The organism is Siminovitchia fordii DSM 16014 = CIP 108821 (assembly GCF_000374565.1).
Taxonomy (GTDB): Bacteria; Bacillota; Bacilli; order Bacillales; family Bacillaceae_C; genus Siminovitchia; species Siminovitchia fordii.
Genome location: NZ_KB894688.1, coordinates 123,198 through 149,266, shown reverse-complemented (window position 1 = coordinate 149,266; position 26,069 = coordinate 123,198). Strand labels below are relative to the sequence as shown.

General features: G+C 43.3%; 27 protein-coding genes, 1 riboswitch and 2 other annotated features. Of the genes, 26 read left to right on the top strand and 1 reads right to left on the bottom strand.

The window, feature by feature from the left end:
- The first annotated feature begins 103 nt into the window (after nucleotides 1–103).
- The 5 genes from C509_RS0108135 (at nucleotide 104) to C509_RS0108115 (ending at nucleotide 6,354) form a co-directional block, all read left to right on the top strand.
- Nucleotides 104–727, top strand: coding sequence for an amino acid ABC transporter permease (locus C509_RS0108135; RefSeq protein ID WP_051088679.1), 624 nt, complete (start codon nucleotides 104–106; stop codon nucleotides 725–727).
- A 14-nt stretch (nucleotides 728–741) separates the two neighbouring features.
- Nucleotides 742–1,464, top strand: coding sequence for an amino acid ABC transporter ATP-binding protein (locus C509_RS0108130; protein WP_026319767.1), 723 nt, complete (start codon nucleotides 742–744; stop codon nucleotides 1,462–1,464).
- A 144-nt stretch (nucleotides 1,465–1,608) separates the two neighbouring features.
- Nucleotides 1,609–3,483: a sigma 54-interacting transcriptional regulator gene (locus C509_RS0108125; protein WP_018706424.1), complete on the top strand. Its 1,875-nt coding sequence runs from the start codon at nucleotides 1,609–1,611 to the stop codon at nucleotides 3,481–3,483.
- Between the two features lie 136 nt (nucleotides 3,484–3,619).
- Complete coding sequence (locus C509_RS0108120) at nucleotides 3,620–5,026, top strand: FAD-binding oxidoreductase (protein ID WP_018706423.1); 1,407 nt, start codon at nucleotides 3,620–3,622, stop codon at nucleotides 5,024–5,026.
- A complete protein-coding gene (locus C509_RS0108115) occupies nucleotides 5,023–6,354 on the top strand; it encodes a (Fe-S)-binding protein (RefSeq protein WP_018706422.1) in 1,332 nt (443 codons plus the stop codon). The genes C509_RS0108120 and C509_RS0108115 overlap by 4 nt, the downstream gene beginning before the upstream one ends.
- 199 nt (nucleotides 6,355–6,553) lie before the next feature.
- Here the strand turns inward: C509_RS0108115 and C509_RS0108110 are convergent, their stop codons facing one another.
- Complete coding sequence (locus C509_RS0108110; protein ID WP_018706421.1) at nucleotides 6,554–7,711, bottom strand: NAD(P)/FAD-dependent oxidoreductase; 1,158 nt, start codon at nucleotides 7,709–7,711, stop codon at nucleotides 6,554–6,556.
- Between the two features lie 245 nt (nucleotides 7,712–7,956).
- Here C509_RS0108110 and C509_RS25505 point away from each other — a divergent pair, with 245 nt between their 5' ends.
- The 21 genes from C509_RS25505 to C509_RS0107990 all read left to right on the top strand — a co-directional run bounded on the left by C509_RS25505 (nucleotide 7,957) and on the right by C509_RS0107990 (nucleotide 25,969).
- Entirely contained in the window at nucleotides 7,957–8,160 is a 204-nt protein-coding gene (locus tag C509_RS25505) for a sugar diacid recognition domain-containing protein (RefSeq protein WP_169509192.1), read from the top strand.
- A gap of 484 nt (nucleotides 8,161–8,644) precedes the next feature.
- Nucleotides 8,645–8,869 carry a hypothetical protein gene (locus C509_RS0108090; RefSeq protein ID WP_018706417.1) on the top strand — a complete coding sequence of 75 codons (225 nt, stop codon included), beginning with the start codon at nucleotides 8,645–8,647 and terminating at the stop codon, nucleotides 8,867–8,869.
- A gap of 17 nt (nucleotides 8,870–8,886) precedes the next feature.
- Nucleotides 8,887–9,057, top strand: a complete 171-nt coding sequence (locus C509_RS27470) for a helix-turn-helix domain-containing protein (protein WP_083934554.1) — start codon at nucleotides 8,887–8,889, stop codon at nucleotides 9,055–9,057.
- Between the two features lie 293 nt (nucleotides 9,058–9,350).
- Nucleotides 9,351–10,502, top strand: a complete 1,152-nt coding sequence (locus tag C509_RS0108085; RefSeq protein WP_033369882.1) for a glycerate kinase family protein — start codon at nucleotides 9,351–9,353, stop codon at nucleotides 10,500–10,502.
- A gap of 123 nt (nucleotides 10,503–10,625) precedes the next feature.
- Nucleotides 10,626–11,084: a hypothetical protein gene (locus C509_RS0108080; protein WP_018706415.1), complete on the top strand. Its 459-nt coding sequence runs from the start codon at nucleotides 10,626–10,628 to the stop codon at nucleotides 11,082–11,084.
- A gap of 230 nt (nucleotides 11,085–11,314) precedes the next feature.
- Nucleotides 11,315–11,767: an SRPBCC family protein gene (locus tag C509_RS0108075; RefSeq protein WP_018706414.1), complete on the top strand. Its 453-nt coding sequence runs from the start codon at nucleotides 11,315–11,317 to the stop codon at nucleotides 11,765–11,767.
- Nucleotides 11,768–11,785: 18 nt separating this feature from the next.
- The gene (locus C509_RS0108070) at nucleotides 11,786–12,691 is read left to right on the top strand and encodes a TIGR01777 family oxidoreductase (RefSeq protein ID WP_018706413.1); all 906 of its coding nucleotides are present in this window, start codon (nucleotides 11,786–11,788) and stop codon (nucleotides 12,689–12,691) included.
- An 88-nt stretch (nucleotides 12,692–12,779) separates the two neighbouring features.
- Nucleotides 12,780–14,018 (top strand): helix-turn-helix domain-containing protein, encoded by a 1,239-nt coding sequence (locus tag C509_RS0108065; RefSeq protein WP_018706412.1) that lies wholly within the window; start codon nucleotides 12,780–12,782, stop codon nucleotides 14,016–14,018.
- Between the two features lie 199 nt (nucleotides 14,019–14,217).
- Nucleotides 14,218–14,328: riboswitch (TPP riboswitch) on the top strand.
- 189 nt (nucleotides 14,329–14,517) lie between these two features.
- Nucleotides 14,518–15,516, top strand: a complete 999-nt coding sequence (locus tag C509_RS0108055; protein WP_018706410.1) for an ABC transporter substrate-binding protein — start codon at nucleotides 14,518–14,520, stop codon at nucleotides 15,514–15,516.
- A gap of 13 nt (nucleotides 15,517–15,529) precedes the next feature.
- Nucleotides 15,530–15,820, top strand: a complete 291-nt coding sequence (locus tag C509_RS0108050) for an MTH1187 family thiamine-binding protein (RefSeq protein ID WP_018706409.1) — start codon at nucleotides 15,530–15,532, stop codon at nucleotides 15,818–15,820.
- Nucleotides 15,820–16,581, top strand: coding sequence for an ABC transporter permease (locus tag C509_RS0108045; RefSeq protein ID WP_018706408.1), 762 nt, complete (start codon nucleotides 15,820–15,822; stop codon nucleotides 16,579–16,581). The genes C509_RS0108050 and C509_RS0108045 overlap by 1 nt, the downstream gene beginning before the upstream one ends.
- Nucleotides 16,582–17,349 (top strand): ABC transporter ATP-binding protein, encoded by a 768-nt coding sequence (locus C509_RS0108040; RefSeq protein WP_018706407.1) that lies wholly within the window; start codon nucleotides 16,582–16,584, stop codon nucleotides 17,347–17,349. It begins immediately after the preceding gene.
- Entirely contained in the window at nucleotides 17,333–18,118 is a 786-nt protein-coding gene (locus C509_RS0108035; RefSeq protein WP_018706406.1) for a TatD family hydrolase, read from the top strand. The genes C509_RS0108040 and C509_RS0108035 overlap by 17 nt, the downstream gene beginning before the upstream one ends.
- Before the next feature lie 49 nt (nucleotides 18,119–18,167).
- Entirely contained in the window at nucleotides 18,168–18,389 is a 222-nt protein-coding gene (locus tag C509_RS23650; protein ID WP_018706405.1) for a hypothetical protein, read from the top strand.
- A gap of 498 nt (nucleotides 18,390–18,887) precedes the next feature.
- Entirely contained in the window at nucleotides 18,888–20,258 is a 1,371-nt protein-coding gene (brnQ, locus tag C509_RS0108020) for a branched-chain amino acid transport system II carrier protein (RefSeq protein ID WP_018706403.1), read from the top strand.
- Nucleotides 20,259–20,332: 74 nt separating this feature from the next.
- Nucleotides 20,333–20,584 (top strand) — a binding site (T-box leader).
- Nucleotides 20,585–20,884: 300 nt separating this feature from the next.
- Nucleotides 20,885–21,133: a binding site (T-box leader), on the top strand.
- 72 nt (nucleotides 21,134–21,205) lie between these two features.
- Nucleotides 21,206–22,231, top strand: coding sequence for an anthranilate phosphoribosyltransferase (gene trpD, locus C509_RS0108015; RefSeq protein ID WP_018706402.1), 1,026 nt, complete (start codon nucleotides 21,206–21,208; stop codon nucleotides 22,229–22,231).
- A 1-nt stretch (nucleotide 22,232) separates the two neighbouring features.
- On the top strand, nucleotides 22,233–23,021 hold the full coding sequence (gene trpC / locus C509_RS26990; protein ID WP_018706401.1) for an indole-3-glycerol phosphate synthase TrpC: 789 nt from the start codon (nucleotides 22,233–22,235) through the stop codon (nucleotides 23,019–23,021).
- The gene (locus tag C509_RS26985; RefSeq protein WP_018706400.1) at nucleotides 23,022–23,627 is read left to right on the top strand and encodes a phosphoribosylanthranilate isomerase; all 606 of its coding nucleotides are present in this window, start codon (nucleotides 23,022–23,024) and stop codon (nucleotides 23,625–23,627) included.
- An 18-nt stretch (nucleotides 23,628–23,645) separates the two neighbouring features.
- Entirely contained in the window at nucleotides 23,646–24,851 is a 1,206-nt protein-coding gene (gene trpB, locus C509_RS0108000) for a tryptophan synthase subunit beta (RefSeq protein WP_018706399.1), read from the top strand.
- On the top strand, nucleotides 24,844–25,638 hold the full coding sequence (gene trpA / locus C509_RS0107995; RefSeq protein ID WP_018706398.1) for a tryptophan synthase subunit alpha: 795 nt from the start codon (nucleotides 24,844–24,846) through the stop codon (nucleotides 25,636–25,638). Before trpB ends, trpA begins: the two co-directional genes overlap by 8 nt.
- Nucleotides 25,639–25,699: 61 nt before the next feature.
- Nucleotides 25,700–25,969 (top strand): hypothetical protein, encoded by a 270-nt coding sequence (locus tag C509_RS0107990; RefSeq protein ID WP_018706397.1) that lies wholly within the window; start codon nucleotides 25,700–25,702, stop codon nucleotides 25,967–25,969.
- The last annotated feature ends 100 nt before the right edge of the window (nucleotides 25,970–26,069 follow it).

Below are 26,069 nucleotides of genomic sequence, written 5' to 3'. Positions count from 1 at the left end.
ATGCGGGTGTGTGTTATTTAAAAACACACACTCGCCTAAAAAATGCTGGGAGGAAGAGCTATTGAGTTTTTGGGATCTATTCATTCAGACAATTCCCGGTTATATGGATGCCGTCTTGGCAACAGTTCAAATTACATTAGTAGGTTTAATTATAGGGCTTGTCATTGGCTTGTTTTTCGCCTTTCTAAAGGTGTCCAACATAAAAATACTTAGCATTATTGCGGATATATACATATACATTATTCGCGGAACCCCTTTAATTGTACAAATCTTCATATTGTATTTCGGCTTGGTAGAAATAGTAGACCTAGGGAGGCTGTGGGCAGGTGGGATTGCACTTGGTGTTCACAATGGGGCGTATGTAGCAGAAATTTTTAGAGGATCTATTCAATCTATTGATAAAGGGCAGACTGAAGCAGCTCGAAGTTTGGGAATGCCGTCATGGCTGGCGATGAGACGTGTTGTTTTGCCACAAGCATTTAGAAGGGCTCTACCGCCTCTTGGGAACCAATTAATTATTGCGCTTAAGGACTCCTCCTTAGTTGCATTTATTGGATTCCAAGATTTGTTTAACCGGGCACAGCGGTTAACCTCGTCTACTGGGTTGGCTATGGAAAACTATATTATTGTAGGAATCTATTACTTAGTTTTAGTATTAATTTTAACTTTCCTTGTCAATAGGCTGGAACATAGACTTTCAAAAAGTGAAAGGGGGGCAATTTCTTGAAGGAAACAGATGCTATAATACGCGTGAATCAACTACATAAAAGTTTTGGTTCTTTACATGTCTTACGTGGTGTTGACCTTGAGGTCAAAGAGCGCGAGGTTGTAGTGTTGATTGGTGCAAGTGGCTCTGGTAAGAGTACTTTTTTACGCTGTCTCAACTTTTTGGAAATGAAGGACAGCGGAGAAATATATCTGGAAAGTAAATTAATTCATACAAAAAAAGATAACTTAAATAAGGTGCGCGAGCAGGTAGGGATGGTTTTTCAACATTTTAATCTTTTTCCTCATATGACTGTCTTGGAGAATACCATTGAAGCTCCCGTTCATGTAAAAGGTATGAATAAAACGGAAGCAACTGAATTAGCAGAGGAATATTTGAAAAAAGTTGGATTGTTGGATAAAGCAGACGATTATCCTGGGACCTTATCCGGCGGTCAAAAACAAAGGGTTGCTATTGCTCGGGCGCTCACAATGAAACCGAAAGTCATGCTTTTTGATGAACCTACGTCAGCATTGGACCCTGAACTTGTAGGAGAAGTTTTGGGAGTCATGAAGAGCCTGGCCGAAGAAGGAATGACGATGGTTGTGGTAACGCACGAAATGGGTTTTGCTCGGGAGGTGGCGGACAAGGTAGTTTACTTAGATAAAGGAGTAATTGTGGAAGAAGGAACACCTGAAGAAATCTTCGGACATGCAAAGGAGGAGCGCACGCGGGAGTTTTTAAGTAAAGTATTTTAATGGGTCATCCATATAAAAACGTTTGCTCTGTCAAAAGATGGATCGAACGTTTTTTGATTTTTTAAGATCTAAGGAAAAACTGGACTGGAAGCCATTGCCCCCTCAGTTTACACTTAAGATAACAGAAATTTGGGGGAGATTCCTTTGATTAACATTAAACTAGTTGTACCGCGCAAAGGTTATATAAAAGATGCCATGAAAAGATTCGAGGACTTTACCCTCCAGGAAAAAAAGGATGCACCGAAAGAAGACATGGAATTTCGGTTAGAGGAAGTCGTCATTCCTACTGATAAAATTCATGAAGTAGAAGTGGAGGCCGACGTGATCATTTCAAGAGGGCTCGTCACAAAACTTTTGAAAGAACATAATGAATCCACTCCTATTGTTGATATACCTGTCCAAGGGATCGACCTGATCAGAAGTCTAGTTGATTGCAAGGAGCGGTTTGGAAGGAAAAAGGTGGCTGTCATTGGAGCAGCCAATATGATTTACGGTGTAGAGAATTTGGAATCGATCATTGATTTGCCCATACAAAAATATATTTTAGAAGATATAACGGCTTCGGACAGAACCGTAGATCTGGCGGCAAGTGATGGGTGTGAAATTGTATTGAGCGGCATGAATACAAACAAGTATGCCGAGCGTATTGGCCTGAAAACGATGCTGATTGAAACAGGGAAAGAGTCCTTTCGCCAAGCGCTGGTCGAAGCGAAACGCCTGGCTGTCGTCAGCAGAAAGGAACAGGAGAAGTCGAAACGTTACCAAACAATTCTTGACCATGCTTATGAAGGTGTTATTGCTGTTGATTTGAAAAAGAATATTTCCGTATTTAATTCTTCAGCGCAACAAATTCTGTCCATATTCAATGAGCATTTAATCGGCGCTCCCATCGAATCTGTTCTAATCAAAGGGAAATTACTTGGACTTCTGCTAAGTGGCAATGATTTCCAGGAAGAGATTGTGAACTATAACTCTATCCAATTATCTGTAAAAAAAGCAGGGATCTTCTTAAAAGGTAAAAAAACAGGGGATATGATCGCTTTCCAAGATGTCACCGGTATTCAGGAAATGGAAGGTAAAATTCGGAAGAAGATTCATTCGCGTGGGCTTGTAGCGAAGTACAGTTTTAACGATATCCTATTTAAAAGCGAATTGATTGGTCAGACGATTGAAACGGCAAAGCTGTACAGTGAGGCGGATTCGAATATCTTGATTGTAGGAGAGACCGGGACAGGAAAGGAAATGTTCGCCCAAAGCATCCACAATTACAGTGATCGCAGGAATAATCCCTTTGTTGCCATTAATTGTGCGGCTCTCCCGGAAAGTCTGCTGGAAAGTGAACTTTTCGGATATGCTGAGGGTGCTTTTACGGGTGCCATGAAGGGAGGAAAGCAGGGCTTTTTTGAGCTTGCGCATAGAGGGACGCTCTTTTTGGATGAAATTGGAGAAATTTCTCCTAATCTTCAAAGCCGTCTGCTCCGCGTATTACAGGAAAGAGAAATCATGCGGATTGGAGACGATAAAGTCATCCCTGTAGACGTAAGAATCATCGCTGCAACCAATAAGAACTTGATGAACATGGTTAAAAACAATGATTTCAGGGCTGACTTATTTTACCGTTTAAGCGTATTGGATCTTCATTTGCCTCCCCTCCGCGAACATCGCGAGGATATACCGGTTCTTGCAGAAGCTTTTATAAAAAACAGCCCTCTGACAGATGAAGCGAAAGAAAGGTTGATGGAAGAGGAGTGGGAAGGAAATGTCCGGCAGCTCCAAAATTTTTGCGAACGGCTGACAGTCCTTTGCAAGGATCAAAGGATCGATGTTTTTGATATTGAAAAGCATCTTCCCAAAAGGACTGAAGCTAAAGCAGAAAGGACTTTTATTTCAGAACGGGAAAGAATTCTTAACGCCCTTGAAAAACATCATTTTCATAGAGGAAAAGCAGCCTCTGAACTGGGGATGAGCCGGACTACATTTTGGAGGAAAATGAAAAAGTGGAAAATTGAAACGGAATGAATCATTTTGAAACAATAAAGTTCATTTTGTTTCGATGTATCATAAAATAAACACATGAGGCTTGATTTTAACGTTGGTATAGTAATTGCATATTTAAAAGGTGAAGAATTCACTTAATATAGTTGGAGTGATCCATATGGAAACCGAACGATTATTTAAGCTTGTCGAATCCATTTTTCCAAAAGAGCGGATTTTAAAGAATCTGGCTGATCGCTATTCATATAGCTATGATGCTTCATTCGGGGAGTACCTTCCGGACCTGGTCATTCAGCCTGAAAATAAAGAAGAGATTGCCTCATTGATCAAACTTGCCAATAAACATAAAATTCCCGTTTATCCCAGGGGAGCGGCTACGTCTTTAAGCGGGGGATCATTGGCTGTCAAAGGTGGCATCATTCTGGATATGTCGCAATTTAAAAAGAAGCTTGTCATTGACCGCGAAAACTTATTGGCTATTGTTTCGCCGAGCGTCATTACTGGCGATATCCATCAGAAGGCGGAAGCTGTAGGGTTGTTTTACCCGCCCGATCCGAGCAGCTCTCATGTATCGACAATTGGGGGGAACTTGCTTGAAAATTCCAGTGGTCCTAAAGGATTGAAATACGGTACGACAAAAGAGTATGTGATTGGTCTGGAAGTAGTTACACCGACAGGAGAAATGATTCGGACAGGCGGCAAGACGGTCAAAAATGTGACCGGCTACGATTTGACACGCCTGATTGTAGGATCTGAAGGCACACTTGGTATCGTGACAGAAGCGACTTTGAGATTGATCCCAAAGCCGCAGGCAAGGAAAACATTACTTGCTTCCTTTGACAGATTAATAGATTCGGGACATGCGATCACGAATATTTTGTCAGCAGGAATTTTACCGAGCGCGATGGAATTGATGGATAATGCGTGCATCCGTGCTGTGGAAAACTATACTCCAAGCGGCCTGCCTGTTGAGGCAGAGGCAATCATCATCGTTGAAATTGACGGCCACGAAACTGCTATTGAAGAAGAGATTAAAAAGTGTGAACAAATCTGCCTGAAACAACATGCAACAGAAGTGAAAGTAGCACAGGATGAGGCTTCAAGGGCGGGCATTTGGAAAGCGAGAAAAATGGTTTCTCCTGCTATTACTCAAATGGGGCCGACCAAAATTTCCGAGGATGCCACTGTTCCGCGAAGTGAAATTCCGAAAATGATGGAACGGCTTCATGCCATTCGGGATAAATATCAGTTGAATCTTGTTGTGTTTGGGCATGCCGGAGACGGAAATCTTCATCCGAACATCATAACGGATAAACGTAATTTGGAAGAAATGAAGCGGGTGGAAGACGCGGTAAGTGAAATTTTTGAGGCGGCTGTGGAACTTGGCGGTACCCTTTCCGGTGAGCATGGAATCGGCACGCTGAAAGCTCCTTATATGGAAATGGAATTAGGCCAGGCTGGTCTTATGATGATGAAAAAAATCAAAGATGCATGGGATCCGAACGGAATCTTGAACCCCGGTAAAATATTTCCTCAGCCAGGCCAGACAAAGGTGGCGCTAATATGAGTAAAGCCACATGTACCCAAGATCATAAATACGTCTCTTTGCTTCACGAACTATCCTATGAAGCTGCAAATATGTGCGTTCAATGCGGATACTGCCTTCCAGCGTGTCCGACGTATGAGTCGATGGGCAATGAAGCGCAATCACCCCGCGGGCGGATAAATCTTGTGAAAATGGCTGCAGAAGGAAAAATAGATTTGCAGCAGGATCTCGCCGAACCGATTGATTTATGCCTCGGCTGCCGCGCATGTGAAGTGGCGTGCCCGGTCAATGTACCCTACGGCCAAATTTATGAAGCCGCTAAGGAAGTGATTGCACTGCAGCAAAAAGAGGAGCAGAAAAAGCCTCCCAGTGGCGTGAAAGTTCGTAACCAGGTATTGAATAATCTTTTTCCACATCAAAACCGCCTTCGTTTTTTTGGCAATGCGACCTGGCTTTACCAAAAAACAGGCGTCAACAAGGTGGCTCAAAAACTTAAACTCGTCAATAAAGTTTCGGAACCGATGGGGCAATTTGAAAAAGTTCTTCCTCCTGTGGAGTCGCCTTTGAAGCGGTATAAATTCGGGGATGTCTTTCCTTCCCGCAGTCCCCAAAAAATGCAAGTAGCATTTTTTCCCGGCTGTATCATGGATGCTATGATGTCTAAAATTAATCGGCTGACAATCGAATTGCTTCAAAGCGTTGGATGCGAAGTGATCATCCCGAATGGACAAAATTGCTGCGGAGCACTTCACGCCCATCAAGGGAGCATGGAGGAAGCGAAAAAGCTGGCAAAAGAGAATATCAAGGCATTCGAATCATCCGGAGCCGATTATTTTATCAATAATGCCGGTGGGTGCGGTGCGATGCTTCGTGAGTATAACCACTTATTCAAAGATGATGAAGAGTGGCAGGCACGAGCGCAATCGTTTGTAGAAAAAACGAGAGATATAACAGAAGTCCTTGTTGAATTAGGCCCGTTGCCGTATAAAAAAGAATGGGATGGAATCATCACTTACCAGGATTCCTGCCATTTAAGAAATGTCCAAGGAGTCTCGGAGCAGCCGAGGAAACTTCTCCGCTCGGTTCCTGGAGCCACTTATATGGAAATGGAAGGAAGCGACCGATGCTGTGCTTCAGGAGGAATCTATAACCTTATCCATTTTGATGAATCTATGAAAATATTGGATGAAAAAATGGTGAAGGCGAAGGAAACCAACGCCCAAACGATTGTCACAACAAACCCAGGATGTCTGTTGCAAATGAAGCTAGGTATTGAAAGAAGCAATCTCGAACATGCCAGGGCCCTTCATATTGTGGAAGTTCTGGCTGAGGCTTGCGATATCCAATAAGAAAAACCGGGAGTTGTGTCCCGGTTTTTTTTAGGAGAAGAAAGCATACAATTAGAAAATTATATTCAAATGAAGATCTTAGATGCTCAGCTCCGGGCACCATCGGAGTATAGATCAAACTAAATTGCTGTGGTGGGTGAAGAGCTTCCTCTTCAAAGCTGTCTTGTACTTGTCACCTAAGACTGCGCATTTGCGCTTTTTATACAATCGCCTGTTCGAGGATTAAATCATTCTCGGCAAAACGCTCAAATCGGAGAGGCGTCAAATCGAGAGTTTCATAATGGCCTTTCACAATCAGCTCTGCCAATCCCAGTCCAACTCCGGGAGCCTGCTGCATTCCGTGCCCACTGAAACCAAGCGCCATGTAATACCCTTTCATTTTGGGATGCCTGCCGATGATGGCATTTTGGTCTTCCGTATTGTGATCATACAATCCTGCCCAACCTGATTCCAATTTGAGGCTTTCAAAGTTGGGCACTCTATGAGCCAGGATCGGCCATAGTTCGTTGAAATAAGAACGCCTCCAATTGAAGTCATATCCCGGGTCTACTTTTTCAGAAAAACCGGTGATTACGCGGTCGCCTTCATGCCGGAAATAGACCCCAGTCGTATCTACTGTAAGGGGGAGAGGATTTTGAAGGGCCACGGATGTATCAAATAGGAACACCTGCCGTTTTAATGCGATGACAGGAACGGGGAGCCCGATTTTTTCACTTAATTCCGGGCCCCAAGCACCTGCACAGTTGATGACGATATCAGCATCATATTGGTTGCCGTTGGTTGTTATGACCCCTGTCACTTGATCCTGTTCGTGTAGAATGGTATCGACTTCTTCCGAAATATAATCCACACCGCTTTCCCTCGCCTGGTACTTATAAGCCTGCATGACGGAATAAGGGTCCAAATAGCCGTCTTCCGAGCAGTAAAGTCCCCCGGCCAAATCTTCAATATTCAACTCCGGAATGATGGACAGCAATTCATGTGGAGTGAGCAGCTGTGAAGGGACCCCCATTTCGTTTTGCAGCTTTTTTTGTTTTTCTATGGCAGGAAGCATTTCTTTTGTAGCTAAAAAAAGGTACCCGCGCTGTCTAAAGTCGATTTCCGCCGGTTCTCCGTTGATTTTCATCGTTTCTGGAAATTTTTTATATTGTTGAAGGCTGTATCGGCTCAGTTTTATATTAATGGCGGTGGTGAAAAGCTGCCTGATTCCTCCGGCACTGCGCGGAGTGGAGGAGTATTCGTAGACCGGGTCCTTTTCGAATACTGTAATGTTGCCTTCGTAGCCGATTTTACAAAGGTGATAGGCAGTGCTTGAGCCCATTACACCCCCGCCCACAATAATGACATGATTCTTCAAAAGGTTCCCTCCTTGCTTGATTTTATTGTCATTATAGAAGACTTCTACTCTCAATCAATAAACAAATTGCACAAAATTTAGAATACTAAAATACAGAAAGTTTTGATATAATTAGCTTGCGGAAAAGGAAACTTGGTGTTATTCGGAGGGAAGAGCGTGAAAGTTCTTGAGCAAGTTGCACAAACGGTTGTTGAACAAACTTCAGCTTTATTAGGAGTTTCGATGAGTATTACGAATGCCGAGGGTTGATTATCGGATGCGACCGCAAAGAACGTGTCGGCACCCTCCATCGAGTGTCCATCCAGGTAATCAAAGAGGGGAGAGAGGTTGCTTTTACGAAGGAAGAAGCTGCTGAGCTTGAAAATGTCCTGCCGGGAGTGGCTGTTCCTATTCGTTTTCAATCAGGTCATCGGAGTACTAGGAATCATCGGCGACCCGTCCGAAGTTAAAAATATGTCAGGTTCGTCCGGAATCATGTGAAAATGATGCTCAAGAAAATTTTCGCACAGAGTCATTTTTCGTACAAATGAAAGCTACGGAGTTATTTGTTCAACATCTGATCCGCTATAAAGAGTGGGAGAATGAGAGAAAACTTGTGAGCTACTATGAATTGCTCGGCGTCCAATTTGATAAACCCAGGGTTTGTATCTTGGTCCATCTTCCATCGCTTGTAAAGGGTCCATACGGAGACTAAACAAATTCCAAGTTGTCTCTTCTTAAGCTGAATAATCTCATCTGCTATTTGTTTAAAAATGGAATGAATGATATTGTCTGTCCTATTACTCAGGATCAATGGGTTGTTATGAAGGAAATGAAAGTTAATGACCTCCCACGACTAAAGAACCTTTGTGAATATGCTGCGGAAAAATTGATACCCTTCCTGAGCAGCAAAACCATCAATGTAAAGTTTCCATTTCATATTGGAAAAGCTGCATGGGTTTTGAGGGAACTTCACGCTCTTATCATCAGGCATATAAAACATTGTTAGTCGGATTGGAGAAAGAGCCGGAAAATACGGTTTATTCGTTTGACAGCTGGACCATCTTGCCGGAAATATTTCTTGAAGGAATCAATCTCTCCTTCCTTGATGTATTTGCTGATGATATAGAGTTTATTTGGAGGCATACGGAGGCAGACATGCTTGAAAAACTTTCATAGCTTACTGTGAAAGCAGTATGAATATCAGCAGGGCGGCCCGCAACCTGTATGTACACCGCAATACTCTAATCTATCGCTTAAATAAGATTAGCGAGCTCTTTCATATGGATACACAGTCGTTTGAACAGTGTATAGTTTTGTATGTAGCGTTGAAAAAGGGAAAAAAAGAAGTTATTAATCAAGTGTAGTCGTTTGCTCCGCAAATTGGCTTCGCAACTATTAATGAGGCAGTCGAGTAAGGGAAGCTGTTGGAAGCGAGATCCGGTGAGATTGGAGTCGTTCATTAGTAGTTAGACAGACTGAAGAAAAAAATCAATGAGATAAACAGATGAAAATAAAACGATCGGGAATTTTTGAGGTATCGTCTCTGTTTATTAGGATGAGGAAAGGTTCTAACAGGCTTTTCCATTTGACACTTTAAGCAGAAACTTCATTGAGCTTTATAGCAAGATTTAAAATAGTTAAAAGGAGATGGCTGAAAATAAAAATAGTGATTGCACCAGATTCTTTTAAAGGCAGTGTTTCCGCTTTTGAGGCTGCAATGGCCATTGAGCTAGGGGTGAAAAAATCCATTCCTGGCGCTGAAACACTCATTGTTCCTTTAGCTGACGGTGGTGAAGGTACAGTGGATACGCTTGTGGCAGCCACGGGTGGAAAGAAGAATGCTGTTACAGTGACGGGACCTCTCGGAAGTCCGGTAGAAGCCTTTTACGGTGTGTTGGGCGATGGAAAAACATGTGTCATAGAAATAGCAGAAACTTCCGGCTTGGACTTGGTTCCCGAAAAGGAAAGGAATCCTCTTGTTACAACTACATATGGTACTGGAGAATTGATTAAAAGTGCCCTTGCCGAAGGCTATAGGAGCTTCATTTTAGCGCTTGGAGGGTCTGCGACAAATGATGGCGGAGCAGGAATGCTGCAGGCGCTCGGCATGAAGATTTTAGATGAAGAAAAACATGAAATCGGCTTCGGCGGAGGTGAACTGTCCCGGGTGGATAAAATCTCGTTGAGAGATTTTGATTCCCGTATAAACGAAAGTAATTTTGTCATTGCGTCGGATGTTGAAAACCCGCTCGTTGGTAAAAACGGTGCTTCTTTTGTTTTCGGACCCCAGAAGGGAGCCACACCAGACATCGTCCGAGTTCTGGATAAAAATCTGAAGCACTGGGCGAACAAGATAAAAGAAGTTACAGGTGTAAAGCTGCACAATTTGCCGGGAGCCGGAGCCGCTGGAGGAATTGGCGGGGCATTCCAGGCATTTTTCCCTTCTGTAATCGAGAAGGGTGCCGATGTCGTGATGGATTATACAAAGTTGAAAGAAAAGCTGGTGGGTGCCGATCTTTTGATCACTGGTGAAGGACAGGTTGACTTCCAAACTGCCTTTGGCAAGACTCCAATGAGGGCGGCGCTGGCAGCAAAAAAATTGGGTGTCCCGACCATCATCATCGCCGGATCCATCGGGAAAGGTATTGAAAGCCTTTATCGATATGGCGTGATTAGTATACACAGTATTGTGACTAAACCGATGACACTTGATAAGGCAATGGAATCAGCCCCCGAACTCCTTGAACAAACTGCTGCGCAGATTTGCCGCACTTTTTTTTATATGAAGCATCCCTCATCTCTGCTTTAGCATAGTACCCGGTCTTCGGAACATTTAAAGATACAAAGTCGTTCAAGTTTATGATTCTGGAAAGAAGGGTATTTATCTTTTTAAAGAAAAAACAAGTGCTAAATCTGGAGAGGGGGCGTAACAGTGAGTACGATTTATTCTCACTCTAATGACAATAAGCTTGGAGAAACCAATTTAAAAATCAAATCTTTTGTAAAAGGAGATCCTTCACCTTTTCCCGATATCGATTATTCTGTAACTTGCGTTTATGAACTGACCGATTTTACATTAAGGACTCCGTTGGAAAAAATGGATGTCTTCCATCAATTGCTTGAAATCCAGCATCCATGCGAAATATGGATTTTGCCAGTCACAGAGGAAGCGACCGCGCTCTTGAAGGAGATGCCGAAAGATGAAACGTACGAAAAAACAGCTGCGTTGTTCTCCATGCTTTCTAGTGTAAAGGAAAGAATCGAGGCGGACCGAACGTTTCTCATTGCACACAAGGACTATTGCAAAGACATCATCCCTTCACTAGATAAACTGGGGTTCACGGTTACTAAAAAAAAGAAGGAAGACTTAAAATCAATCAGCTTATCATAAGTTGGGAAAGCCGATCCAACAGATGATCGGCTTTTTATAATGGCTTATTTTGCTTTTCCTATTATTATTTCCCCAAGCTTTATTCGATATGATGATGCCGTGGTGTTGCGTTAAGTCGTCAGCAAGTTGTCCCTTGTTTGTTTTATGCTGTTATCAACCTGAATTAAATGTCAGGAGTCTCTACTTAACGTACATGTGTCTTTATAAAAGAGGGAAAGGGGGGTGCAGGATTGAAGATATATAATATGGAAAACAGCCTGGACGTAAGTGTACCAATGGAAGAGGTTTGGTGTTTTTTTTCAAATCCAAATAATTTGGCTATCCTTACACCTCCGGAGTTTAAACTCCATTTTACTCAGGAGCTTCCCTCTCAGATGATGATCGGCCAGAAGATCACTTACGGTCTTTGCCCTTTCCCAGGATTCCGTATTAGGTGGGAAAGTGAGATAACAGGGATTACAAAATTTAAGCAATTCATAGATGAACAGCGCAAAGGTCCTTTTGTCTATTGGCGGCATAAGCATCTGTTTAATGAAAAAGCGGGAATGACGGAGATCCGCGATCATTTAGAGTATGCTCTGCCGTTTGGTATGGCAGGAGACGCCTTTCATCCACTGGTTAAAAGAAAAATAAAGAAGATGTTCACATACCGGAATAAAAAATTGGAAGAAGTATTTTCGTGATAAGGGAGTGTAGCCCAAGTGCATGTTGTCATTGCTGGCGGAAGTGGCTTTGTCGGGCAGGTTTTGCAGGAGATATTGTTGGCCGAAGGCAACCAAGTGACTGTCCTGTCTAGAAATCCTGAAAAAATTCACCAGACGGATCAGTTGAAGGCTGTTGGCTGGTTAAAGCAGGGGAGCAGGCCAGAAAAAGAAATGGACAGCATAGATGCCATTGTTAATTTGGCCGGAGAATCAATTAACGGACTGCGCTGGACAAAGCAAAAAAAGGAGAGAATTATCAAAAGCAGAATGGAGGCAACAGGGGAGATCATTCAACTGGTTGAAAAATTGGAGAGTAAACCCAGAGTCCTTGTCAACGCTTCCGCTGTTGGATATTACGGTATGTCAGATAACGACACTTTTGCCGAAAAAAACTCTAGCGCCGCCAGTGACTTTCTAGCAGACACTGTACAGAAGTGGGAAGAGAAAGCAGCCGAAGCAAGCCGCCTTGGTATCAGAACAGTCTTTGCCCGGTTCGGGATCATCCTCGGAAAAAAAGGTGCACTTCCGCTCATGGCGCTGCCCTATAAATTCTGCATCGGAGGCAACATAGGATCAGGGAGACAATGGGTCTCATGGATTCATGTGGAAGATGCCGCCAAGATGCTCAAGTTTGCCATAGACACTGCGGACATCGAAGGTCCGCTCAATGTCACCACGCCCAACCCTGTAAAGATGAAAGACTTTGGGAGAGAACTCGGTACTGTTTTGAGAAGGCCACATTGGCTGCCTGTACCTGAAATTGTTTTAAAATTGACTTTAGGAGAAATGAGCAGCATGCTTTTAGGCGGTCAGCGTGTAATTCCGGAAAAAGCCATGAACCATCGATATAGCTATCAGTTTCCGAGTATAAATGAGGCATTAAAAGCTGTATTTTCAGAATGAAAGATTACAAGTTCATGAAAAAATAGATTTATTATCCAAATTGTGCTACTATTTATCTATACAAGTAGCATGACTAGAGGATGAAAAGATGAATTTGGAGAAAATGAATATCGGCGCAATGATCAAATATCATCGCCAGTTACGAAATATGACACAAGCCGAGCTGTGTAACGGGATATGTTCAGTTACACATTTGAGCAAGTTTGAGAATTACAACAAAGAAGTGAACCAGGAAACTATCCTGCTCCTACTCGAACGTTTGGACATTTCGTTAGACTCGATTCAAAAAGCTTCTGAATCAATTGCTGCCGACCTCTCTGATTTATTGGATGCCGTCCTTTCTTACGATAAGAAGCGTGCGGAAGAGTGCTATCATCGTGTGGAAGAACAGCGGGAATACATTACTTTCTCCAATTACATAGGAAGTTATCATCTATACCTATATCGATACTTTTTGCTAATCAACGACTTTGAGAGTGCCGAGAAGGAACAGGAGACCATCAGGTACATTGTCAATTCACTTGCGGCGCAGGAGAAAGAAATCTACGAATATTTGAATGCGATACTTCTTATGTTCAAAGGTAATTATAAGCCGTCATTGGACATACTGTTGAAGATTGAAGCCAACGACTTGCTGCCATCAGTTTGGAAGGCGGAGCTATACTATTTTATTGCACATAATTATGCTAGCTTAGAAGATAGCAGTAGCTGTATTGCATATGGAAGCAAGGCTCTTGAAGGGTTCTCCAGATCATTTAATTACCTGCGTATACTGCATACTCAATTTTTATTGGGAGTTGCATACACTGATCTTGGTTTGTATGAAAATGCCGACGAACAATATCGTTTCATCTTTAGAAATATGAATTTAATTAATGCAGAAGAGTTACTTTCTGCTATGTATAATAATTATGCTCTGTTGCTTGAAAAAATCTGTGAGGTTGAAAAGGCTGCCCAGTACTTTATCTTATCAATGGAGCATGCCCATACAAAAAAGGAATATTTGATGAGTTTGTGTAGTTACACTGAATTACTTATTTCTCAAGGAAAGAAAGAGGAAGCGCTAAGTAACATTTCCAAGATATTGAGAGAGACCAAAATTAATTCCATGAAAAAGCAGGAATTGATATTTCGCTATTATCGATATTTGTTAAAAGATCAAAAGGAAAAAGCTATGGAGTTTCTTGAAAGCGATGTACTCCCATATCTGGAAAAATTCTTTTTTATAGAGGATTATAATAAATATGCTCTATCCTTGGCTAAATTTTATTCAACTAGAAATACGGATAAAGCACTATATTATTATAAAAAAATAGCAGAAAGGTGATGAAAAATGAAAAAACTGTTTGTAACTGCAAGTATTGCTTGGGTATTTTACATTGCTCCGATCATCGGAGGCGGAATCACTCCGCAGTCACCACCTATTTTACCACCAATTTGATTATTCATAACAAGATTAGGAAAGCTGCTCCTTTTTTGGGAGCAGTTTTCTTTGTTATCTGCTATAATAGGGAAGCGATAGAATATTGATTAAGTAGGGGAACCGGTGATGCCGGTTGAGAAAGCATTCGGGAAAATGCTGACCCTTTGAACCTGATCTGGTTAATACCAGCGAAGGGAACGTCAAATTTGTATGCCTTGGCGCCGGGGGTTCATTTTTCCCCAGGCGCCTTTTCTCATGGTTTTAGGGAATGATAGAGTACCATGTTGTGGATGATTCAGATATCGTGTTATTGATCTGTTCAGCTTCAGCTTCGTAAAGATCAATCCCTTACGCTTATGTTCTTATTTCGGCATTGGTTATATGACATCAGGGAGGGGTTTCAATGAAAAAATGGTTGGCGAGTATTTCTTGCCTATTATTATTGGTGGCGGGGTGCGGTGGACAAGCCGATGAAAAGGGCGAATCCGCAGAAAAAGAGAATAATCTTGAAAAGGTGTCTGTTGTTCTGGATTGGTCACCGAACACGAACCATACAGGATTGTATGTTGCACAGGAGAAAGGTTTTTTTAAAGATGAAGGATTGGATGTGGAAATCATTCTTCCAGGGGAAGCCGGCGCTGACCAGCTTGTGGCTTCTGGTAAATCTCAATTCGGAATCAGTTACCAGGAGAGCATAACGGAAGCGCGTGTTCAGGATGTGCCGATTGTCTCTATTGGAGCGGTCATTCAACATAACACATCAGGTTTCGCCTCACCATCTGAAAAAAATATCAAGTCGCCAAAGGACTTCGAAGGAAAAACATATGGAGGATGGGGGGCTCCGCTGGAAAAAGCGGTTCTGACATCCTTGATGGAGACTGAAGGGGCTGATGTTGAGAAGGTCGACATCGTGAACATGGGTGATTCCGACTTTTTTACAGCCGTAAAAAGAGACATTGATTTCGCCTGGATCTATTATGCGTGGACCGGAGTGGAGGCGGAGCTTCGTGGCGAAAAAATCAATATGGTCTACTTGACAGACTACTCGGACAAGCTTGATTATTACACCCCTGTCATCTCTACGAGTGAAAAAATGATTGAAAAAGATCCGGAAACTGTCAAAGCCTTCATGGCTGCTGTAACGAAAGGATACGAATTTGCTATTGATCAGCCGGGAGAAGCCGCTGATATTTTAATCAAAGCCGTCCCTGATCTGGACGCTGACCTTGTGAAAAAAAGCCAGGAATGGTTATCGCCGCGCTATCAGGATGATGCTCCGCGCTGGGGAGAGCAAAAAGCTGAGGTGTGGCAAAATTATATGGACTGGATGCTAGATAAAAAATTGCTTGAAAAAGAAATGGATGTAGACAAAGCATTCACGAACGAATTTTTACCCGAATAGGAGGGGCTGCAAAATGGCCAATGCACTAATCAGCATACAAATCATACCAAAAACAAAAAATGGCGAAAGTGTCATTCCATATGTGGATGAAGCGATTAAAGTGATACAGGATGCAGGTGTCAAGCATGAAGTGCATCCATTGGAGACGACGATGGAAGGCGAGTTTTCCGAATTGATGGAGGTCATCAGGAAAATGAATGACCGTATGGTTGAAATAGGGAGCAGCAATGTTATTTCCCAAGTGAAAATATTATATCAGCCGGAAGGTATTACAATGAGCCAATTGACGGAGAAATACGAATAATGGGTTGGATCGCAAAAAAAGGATGGAGGCCGGCAGCGGTCCTCCTCCTTTTATTATGTATATGGGAATTGGCGGTAAAAATGCTTGATATTCCCGAATGGCTTCTCCCAGCACCGTCCTCCATCATTGTGGAAGCAGCGGCAGGTGTTGAGGGCTTGCTGCCTCATTTGAAGTCGACTATTGCACTTGCGGCCGGTGGTTTTGTGATAGGCTGTACTGTCGGCCTGGTTACTGCAGTCATTTTGCATTTGCTGCCGGGTGTCCAAGAATCGGTTTATCCGCTTTTGATATTGTCGCAAAACGTCCCGATCATTGTGTTGGCTCCGCTTTTGGTCATTTGGTTCGGCTTCGGCCTTCTTCCAAAAATCATCGTCATTACGCTTGTCTGCTTTTTTCCGGTGACAGTGGCAGCGATGGACGGGTTCCGAAATGTTCCGGCTGATATGAAGCATTACATGCTTATGGCAGGAGCTTCCAAATTTCAACTGTTTTCAAAACTGGAATGGCCTTACGCCCTTACCTCTGTTTTCTCAGGTTTAAAGATTTCAGCGACCTACAGTGTGATGGGAGCAGTGATTTCTGAATGGCTTGGAGCAAAAAGTGGAATCGGCGTATACATGACGCTGGCCTCTTCATCTTTCAGGACGGACCGGGTATTCGTAGCGATTTTTATCATCATGATTTTGAGTCTGCTGTTTTTTGCCATCATTACAATCGCTGAAGCCAAAGTGGTCAAATGGAGAAGAAAGAAGGTTGAATAGATGAGTCACCTGGAAATTGGGCATCTGTCTAAAAACTTCGCAGGAAAAGAAATATTGAAGAACATACAGCTTACAGTTGAGGAAGGAGAATTCGTCACAATTCTTGGTCCTTCCGGAAGCGGAAAAAGTACTCTTTTTCACATTATTGGAGGACTTCTGACCCCCGCGGAAGGCAGCGTTCAGTTGGATGGACAGGAAATTACGGGGGAGCGCGGGCATATCAGCTATATGCCGCAGCAGCACTCACTTTTTCCGTGGCGGACCATCTTACAAAATGTCCTTTTGGGACAGGAGTTGACTGGAAAAACAGATAAAGAGCGGGCGTTGGATATGATTGAAAAAGCCGGTCTGGCCGGCTATGAAAATGAATTGCCGGATGCTTTATCGGGCGGCATGAAACAGCGGGCAGCTTTTGTCAGAGCGTTATTAAGCCCTCAATCTCTTATTTTGCTCGATGAGCCGTTTTCTGCCCTGGATGACTTTACGAGACAGGATATGCAGGAATGGCTTCAATCTATTTGGATGAAGTATAAAAAGACGATTCTCTTCGTGACACATAATATCGAAGAAGCTTTATTTCTATCTGACCGAATTGCAATCCTGTCAACGAAACCAGCGACTGTGATCAAGGAATTCAAAATCCCTTTTGGCAGGCCGCGGAAAAAGGACCTGTTTTTTTCAAGTCAGTTCTTAGATTTGAAGCAGGAAGTCAGCAAATGGATTATAAACGGTGTGGGGGAAGGTGAGCAGGATGAAAGAAATCATTGATTCCCACATTCATTTGGACTTATACAGTCCGAATGAAGTGGACGCAATCCTTGCAGGACTTGATTCCGCTGGATGTACAGATGTAATCTCGGTTTCCTATCATCTGGAATCGTGTCTGCGCAACTTGCTGTTGGCAGAAAAATATTGCCAGGTTCATCCGGCATTCGGTTTTCATCCGGAACAGAAATTGCCCTCTGATTCAGAGATTCAGGACTTGTTTTCTTGGATGGAAAAACACAAGGAACAGATGGTTGCCGTTGGAGAAGTCGGACTCCCTTATTATTTGCGATCCGAAAAAGGGGACAATTTTGCCATTGAGGGTTATATCGAATTGCTTGACCAATTCATCTTAAGGGCCAAGAATTGGAACAAGCCGGTCATTTTACACGCGGTATATGATGACGCACCGATTGCCTGTGAATTAATGGAGAAGCATGGGGTGGAAAAAGCGCATTTTCATTGGTTTAAAGGTGATTCAAAGACAGTACGGCGAATGATTGAGAACGGCTGGTTCATTTCCATCACACCTGATGTCATTTACGAACAGGAAATTCAGGAGTTGGTCAAGCAATACCCACTTGAACAAATGATGGTGGAAACGGACGGGCCGTGGCGTTTTAAAGGTCAGTTTTCCCAAAAAATGACACATCCTGGCATGATACATGATACAGTTGCCGCTATTGCTTCAATTAAAAATTACAGGCAGGAAGAGGTCTATCAAACATTTTATAAAAACACCGTCGACTTCTATAAGTTAAATTTGGTTTAACATCCCTCAAAACGGAAAAAGAAGAATAAAGAGAGTGGAGGGATCGAATATGGAATCTAAACCGGCAAAAAATAAAATAGACAGGGCAAAAGCTTTGGAGGAACGTAATGACAAAGACAAAGCTTTTTATAAAAATAAAGTCAAGCAGGCCCAGCGAGACCAACTTGTTATGCCAGTCGACGATATTTCTGATGAATTGATAGAAAAACGGGAAGAGCTCGAGGATGATAAACATTCTTCATATGGTCCGCGAGATTTAAAAGATGAATAAACTTAAGAAAAGCTGACCAATAGCGGTCAGTTTTTGTTGTGTTGTTATGGAATTCAGATGGAATGCTCTTTCCTCTTCTGTCAACAATCTTGGATCCCCATCTGCCTCGGTAGGCTTTTCTAACATCTCTTTTCCCTTGCTGAACCGTAAACACCCGATGCTTGTGATAGGGTACCTCCAAAGCAGTGAATTGATTCGATAATGGTCCTATCCTGTTTAATTTTCCTGTATCGATTTTCTGCCTTCATCAGGAGAATTGATTTTAAAATAAGTTTTAATCCATTTTGAGCGTCCTTATGAAAGAGTGATTCATTTATATATCTTAAATTACGACTAATTTGATCCATGGTAAAACTTATTGTCAAATAATGAATCTTGAAAAATATTCCGTTCGTTGCATACCTTCCGTAAAAGAGTTACTATAGTAAAGTCTATTAAAATATTTATTTTTCGACATATTTTCTTACTTTTCTTACATCTTGGAGGGAATAAAATATTATGAAGGAAAAACTTTCATTTTCATCATACTTTGTCATTGGTGTGATGCTATTCGCTTTGTTTTTCGGCGCAGGGAACCTCATTTTCCCCGCTTCACTCGGTCAAAACGCTGGAACCAATCTTTGGCCAGCCGTTATAGGGTTTCTAATTACAGGGACAGGTCTGCCTTTCCTTGGAATCTTGGCTATGGGATTTTCGGGAAGCCGCAATCTTCAGGAATTGGCGAGCCGTGTCCATCCGGTATATGCAGTCATTTTTACATCGCTTCTTTATCTGACAATTGGCCCTTTTTTTGCTACTCCACGTACAGGTGCAGTAGCTTATGATATCGGTATTGCTCCGTTTGTAGGCGATGATTTTGCAAAAACAGGGTTATTCATTTTTACCCTTGTATTTTTCGGCATCACTGTCTGGCTTTCTTTGAACCCATCAAAAATTGTAGACCGTGTCGGAAAAATCCTGTCACCGGGAATCATTGTTCTTCTTGCCGTTTTACTTATTACAGTCATTGTCAAACCAATGGGATCATTCGAAGCGCCTCTGGATGCCTATAGCAGCGGTGCGTTCATGAAAGGGTTCACCGAAGGCTACAATACGATGGATGCTCTTGCGTCGCTCGTTTTCGGCATCATCGTTATCAATGCAATAAGGGGGATGGGTATCACCTCTAAAAAAGCTATTCTGTCGGCAACGATGAAGTCAGGTATTGTTGCGACTATTTTTCTAAGTATCATTTATGTGGGAATTGCTTATTTAGGTGCCACAAGCACTGAAAAGTTCGGCCTGTTTGATACTGGCGGCCCTGTTTTGAGCAGTGCATCGTCGTATTATTTCGGTACGTTTGGAGCTGTCATGCTTGCGGCAATCATCATCTTGGCATGCCTGACAACGAGCATCGGGCTGATTACGGCATGCGGGGAATATTTCAATACACTTTTTCCAAAAATCAGCTATAAAGTGTTTGTCCTATTCTTTTCTCTGTTGTCATTCACCATTGCAAATTTCGGATTGGCGAACATTATCAATTATTCCATTCCAGTGTTAATGTTCTTGTATCCGCTGGCAATAGTATTGATGCTTCTCACTTTCTTGTCGCCGCTGTTTAACCATGCCAGGCTGGTATATGTATCAGTGATAGCTGTCACTTTCCTTGTTAGTATTGTCGATGGTTTAAAAACATTCTGCGATTTGTTTGAGATAACTTATTTTGGTTGGCTGTCACCGGTGATTGATTTTTACAAGAACAATCTCCCGATGTATGCTGAGGGTCTTGGTTGGCTTGCTCCGGTTCTTGTAGTGCTTATTGTAACAGGAATCATCGGACGTGTGAGGTATCCGAAGCAGGAAGATATCCAGACCTCGGAATTATAAATTGAATGCAAAAAGTTCTTGACTTCCATTAATCAACAAGTTATCATCATAAATAATCAAAATATTAACTGATATTGACGGCTGTGACGAAGAAGAGTAGCTGTTTTTCAACACTCAAGAGAGCCAGTGGTTGGTGTGAACTGGTGTGTGTAAACAGTGAATGGGCTTCCGAGCCTTCAGACCGAACTTTGCTGAACGCGGACAGTAGGTTATGACGTGAGTCTCGACGTTAAAAGAGACGGGCAATAAGCGCATGCGCTTGCTGCTGGCAAAGTGAGCCGTATTTGGCTAATAAAGGTGGTACCACGGGTTCCCTCGTCCTTTGGATGAGGGGCCCTTTTTGCATTTTTAAAAAAGCGTAAGCTCTTGTATATGGACGTACAGATTGGAGTGCCTTTGACTTATCATAAGAAAGCGGCTGCTTTCATACCCTGTTCAAACTTCATACAGCTCTTCGAAAAGGTAATATCATTCCCCTAATGAGTTGCCTTGGAGCGCGCTAGCCAAAATTGCTATTCAATGGGAGCAGGCCATTGCGACAACCTGTGCTTCAGTGGCTCAAACCCCTGCACGATGAAGTTAGACGCAACATAGATAAGCGAGACACAACCTGAAAATAACATAAATCAAAATCGATGAATGAGAAGAGTACACTTGGCAGGTTACGGAACAGAGAGCCGGTGATGGTGGGAATCCGGCACGTACTACCTTGTGGAATGGGCTCATGAGAGTTTTCCCGAATCAAGTAGGGATAGACGGTTTCCTCCGTTACAGGGATAGGGTATCGCGCGAAAATACGTCGCTGTACCCGAATGAGATGGAGATAGATAATGATCTTCAATAAGAGGTGGCACCGCGACTGTATCGCCCTCTATAAATGCACTTTTGTGTGTTTATAGAGGGCTTTTTTGTTTTAAAAGAATAAAATCGAAAGGGGTTTATTCATAATGAAACTTCAATTGCAAAAACTGATGGCCGGTGAAAATTTGAGCATAGAAGAAATGAAGGAAGCAGCCGAGTTTCTTTTTACGGGGGAAGCTTCGGACAGTGAAGCGGGCGCATTGCTGGGACTCCTTGCGTTAAAAGGGGAAACGGCTGATGAAATTGCGGGGTTGGTTCAAGCCATACGTGAAAAGTCAGTCCCTATTAAATCGGTTCGGGGAAGCGTCATGGATAACTGTGGTACAGGCGGCGATGGTTCAAAAAGCTTCAATATCAGTACTGCGTCCGCGTTTGTCATTGCAGGTGCCGGTATCAAAATTGCGAAACATGGAAACAGAAGTGTCTCCAGCCAAACAGGCAGCGCAGATGTATTAGAGCAATTGGGAGTGTCTCTGGAGTGCACACCAGAGCAGACGGAAGAGCTGCTTGAAGAAAATAATATCGCCTTTTTATTCGCACCATATGTTCATCCGGGGATGAAGCAAGTCATGAAAGTGAGAAAAGATTTACGGGTTCCGACTATTTTCAATTTGATCGGGCCATTGACGAATCCGATTGAACTCGACACTCAATTGATGGGAATTTACCGCCGTGATAAATTGCAGCTGATGGGAAGTGTTCTGCAAAGACTTGGTAGAAAACGAGCCGTCGTTGTAAACGGAGCAGGCCATATGGATGAATTGTCGCTGGCGGGAGAAAATCATCTGGTTATTTTGGATGAAGGAGGGCTCCATTCCGTTACCTTGACTCCTGAGGAAGCTGGACTTCCAACTTATTCACTGGAAGAAATCGCGGGTGGAGATGCTGAAAGAAATGCCCGCATCATGATGAGTATATTGAACGGAGATAACGGTCCATTCCGTGATACGGTTTTGCTTAACGCAGGTGTGGGAATATTCGCAAACGGCAAGGCAGACACGATCCAGGAAGGGATTCAATACGCGAAAGAGAGCATCGATTCGGGGGCAGCTTTGTCAAAATTGGAATTTTTAATAAAAAAAAGCAATCGTTTAGAACGGGGAGTGGTTTAACATGACTATATTGGATCGGATCATTGCACAAAAGGAGATCGAGGTAAAAGATCTGAAAGCTATTTACGCGTTCAAACAGCAAAAGCCGGTGAAAAGAAGGTCATTATATGACAGTATCCAAAAATCTGACACGATGAGTGTGATTGCGGAAGTAAAGCGCGCTTCGCCATCCAAAGGAGAGATCAATCAAAAAGTGGATCCAGTTGCACAAGCAAAGCAATACGAAAAGGCTGGAGCCACGGCGATTTCAGTATTGACTGACCGGCAGTTTTTCAACGGGTCGATGGCGGATTTGTCTTCGGTTGCTTCAGCTATTCCCGAATTGCCGCTGCTTTGTAAGGACTTCATGATCGACCGCATTCAAATCGATACGGCGGTCGATCATGGGGCGAGTATCATTTTACTGATTGCAGCAGCACTAAAAGAGGAGCAACTCAGGGATTTGTACGGCTATGCAAAGTCGCTTGGGCTTGATGTGTTGTTTGAAGTCCACAATGAAAAAGAAGCGGAGACGGCTCTTCGGATCGGGGCGGACATCATAGGAATCAATAATCGCGACCTGAAGACTTTCAACGTCGATCTTGCGACGACTGAGCGGGTGGCCGCTTTAATAAAGGATGAAAATATTGCTATTGTCAGCGAAAGCGGAATCCGTACGCGGGAAGACGTGGCATTTGCAGAAGGTGTAGGAGCCAAAGCGGTGCTGGTCGGGGAAACCCTCATGCGGTCGGCGAATATTGAAGCAACGATGAATGATATCCGTATTCCCCTGCACAAGGCGGTGCGGTGAGTGAAAGTGAAAATATGCGGTATCACAACCGTGGAGGCAGCTCGGACGGCATGTGAAGCGGGGGCTGACATGCTCGGATTCGTTTTTGCCGAAAGTTCGAGAAGGATCCCCCTTTCAACTGCACAAGAAATCATAGCTCAGCTGCCGAATCACGTATCTTCAGTTGGAGTATTTGTCAATGAAACAATTGACAATATTCATCGGATCTCAGAAACGGCTGGACTTGATTACATCCAGCTTCACGGAGATGAACCCCCTAAATTTTGTAAAAAGCTTTCATTTCCAGTAATCAAGGCCTTTTCGGTCAAAGAATTGGCAGACATGAAAAAGTTGTCTGAATACGAATGTGATTTTTACCTGGTGGACAGTCCGGGGATACGCTACAGAGGAGGAAGCGGAAAGCCATTTGATTGGAGCCTTCTGCAGGAGCAAGACCTTCCAAGGGAAAAAATGATTTTGGCAGGTGGGCTCAATCAAGCCAATGTGGCGGAAGCGATCAGACAGGTTCAGCCTGTTGCAGTTGACGTGTCAAGTGGTGTTGAAACGGACGGGGAGAAAGATCATAGGAAAATAATCGATTTTATCAGAACGGCAAAACAAGCTTAACAAGGGAGAGGAAAGGCTATGGCTACCAATGTGATACCAGATGAAAAAGGCCGGTATGGCCAGTTTGGAGGACGTTTCGTTCCAGAAACGTTAATGACAGCAGTATTGGAATTGGAAAAGGAATATAATAAGGCGGTTGTCGATCCGGAATTCGCCGAGCAGATGGATTACTATTTAAAACAATATATTGGCAGGGAGACGCCGTTATATTTTGCGGAAAACTTAACGGACCGGATCGGCGGGGCAAAAATATATTTGAAACGCGAAGATTTGAACCACACTGGAGCCCATAAGATTAACAATACGATCGGGCAAGCGTTGCTGACGCTTCGCATGGGCAAAAAGAAAGTTGTTGCGGAAACAGGTGCTGGACAGCACGGAGTGGCCACGGCGACTGTCTGTGCATTGCTCGGTTTGGAATGCATCGTGTTCATGGGAGAAGAAGATATCAGGCGCCAGCAGTTAAATGTGTTCCGTATGGAGCTGCTTGGTGCTGAGGTCAGAAGTGTCTCCCAAGGAAATGGAACATTGAAAGATGCCGTTAACGAGGCACTGCGCTATTGGGTCGCAAATGTGGAGGATACTCATTACATTTTGGGATCAGTCGTAGGTCCTCATCCGTTCCCGCAAATTGTCCGCGATTTTCAAAGTGTGATCGGGAAAGAAACGAAAAAGCAGATACTGGAACAAGAAGGGAAGCTTCCAGATGCAGTTGTCGCCTGTGTCGGCGGCGGGAGCAATGCGATGGGGATGTTCTATCCGTTTGTAGAAGAAAAAGAAGTGAAGATCTATGGGGTGGAAGCGGCTGGATCCGGAATTGAAACAGGAAAGCATTCAGCAACGCTGACGGACGGAAAAGCCGGCGTTTTACACGGAACTTTGACATATTTGCTTCAAGATGAAGCCGGGCAGATTCAGGGCGCACATTCCATTTCGGCAGGATTGGACTATCCTGGGGTAGGTCCGGAACATGCCTATTTAAAAGACTCCGGCAGGGTAACATATACGTCTGCAACAGACAAGGAAGCACTTGAAGCTTTTCAGCTTTTATCGAAGACGGAAGGAATTATTCCGGCCTTGGAAAGCTCGCATGCTGTAGCTTATGCCATTAAATTGGCCAAAGGTATGGGGCAGGAAGAAGCATTGGTCATTTGTTTGTCCGGAAGAGGGGACAAGGATGTTGAAACTGTTAGAGCAGCGTTGGGAGGTGGATTGAATGGGTAAGAAAAAGATCGATGAGGTGATCCGGGGAGTTTTGGATCAGGGAAGCAAAGCTTTTGTCCCTTATATTATGGCAGGCGACGGAGGTCTTGAAAAATTAGCTGATCAAATTTCATTTTTAGAAAATAGCGGAGCGACGGTCGTTGAACTGGGAATTCCATTTTCAGATCCTGTCGCAGACGGCCCGACGATACAGGAAGCGGGAATCAGGGCATTGGCCAACGGAACAACATTGGAAGCCGTACTGGATACATTGAAAGGGTCCAGAGACTCTCGCTCCATACCAATTGTTCTGATGACTTACTTCAATCTGATTTTTGTCTATGGAGTTGAGCGATTTGCTGAAGAGTGTAATGCAGCGGGTGTAGACGGCGTTATTATTCCGGATCTTCCGCTCGAGGAGGAGGATATGGCCGTTCCGGCGTTATCCAAGCATGACATTGCTTTAATCCGGCTAGCCGCTCCGACAAGTCCGAGAAGCAGATTGGAGCAAATTGCCAAACGGACGGAAGGATTTCTATATGCGGTGACAGTAAAAGGTACGACGGGCGCCAGGTCTGAATATGAAGAAGGCGTTGCAGGGTATTTGGAAGAGTTGAAAGCTTTGTCTTCTGCTCCTGTATTGGCGGGATTCGGCGTTTCTACGCCGGGACAGGTGCAAGAGCTTGGTAAGCACTGCGACGGCGTCATAGTCGGAAGCAAAATTGTCCAGTCCCTTGCAGATGGAAAGCTGGATGACATTAAAGAACTGATTAGCGCCGCGAAGAACACGGGTATAAAAATGAGTTAAAAGTGTTTTATCTCTTATGACTCGGGTAAATATAGGGAAAGGAATAAAGGAGGAACCTCTTGTGGGGAAAACCGGAAAAGTGCCCTATTTACTTGTTGGATTTGGTTTGGCAGGAGCTCTTTTATCTACGAAGCAAAACCGTGACAAAATGATGGATATGATAAAAAAAGTAAAGGAAAAAACTCTAGGTCATTGGGGAGGTTACGAAAAACCGGAAATGTTAGAAAAAGCCGGCCGTCCTGATCCCTATGATATTGAGGATGCCAAAATGGTTGGAGAAGGCGCACAATACAGTGTCGAATATTACAATAAAAAAGTTCAGCAGCCTTAATGAAAATATCAGTCAATTATTGGCTGATATTTTTTTTGTAATGAAACGGTACTCCGTAAACATAAAAATCTTGTAAAGGCGTTTTTGTCCATGAAAAATG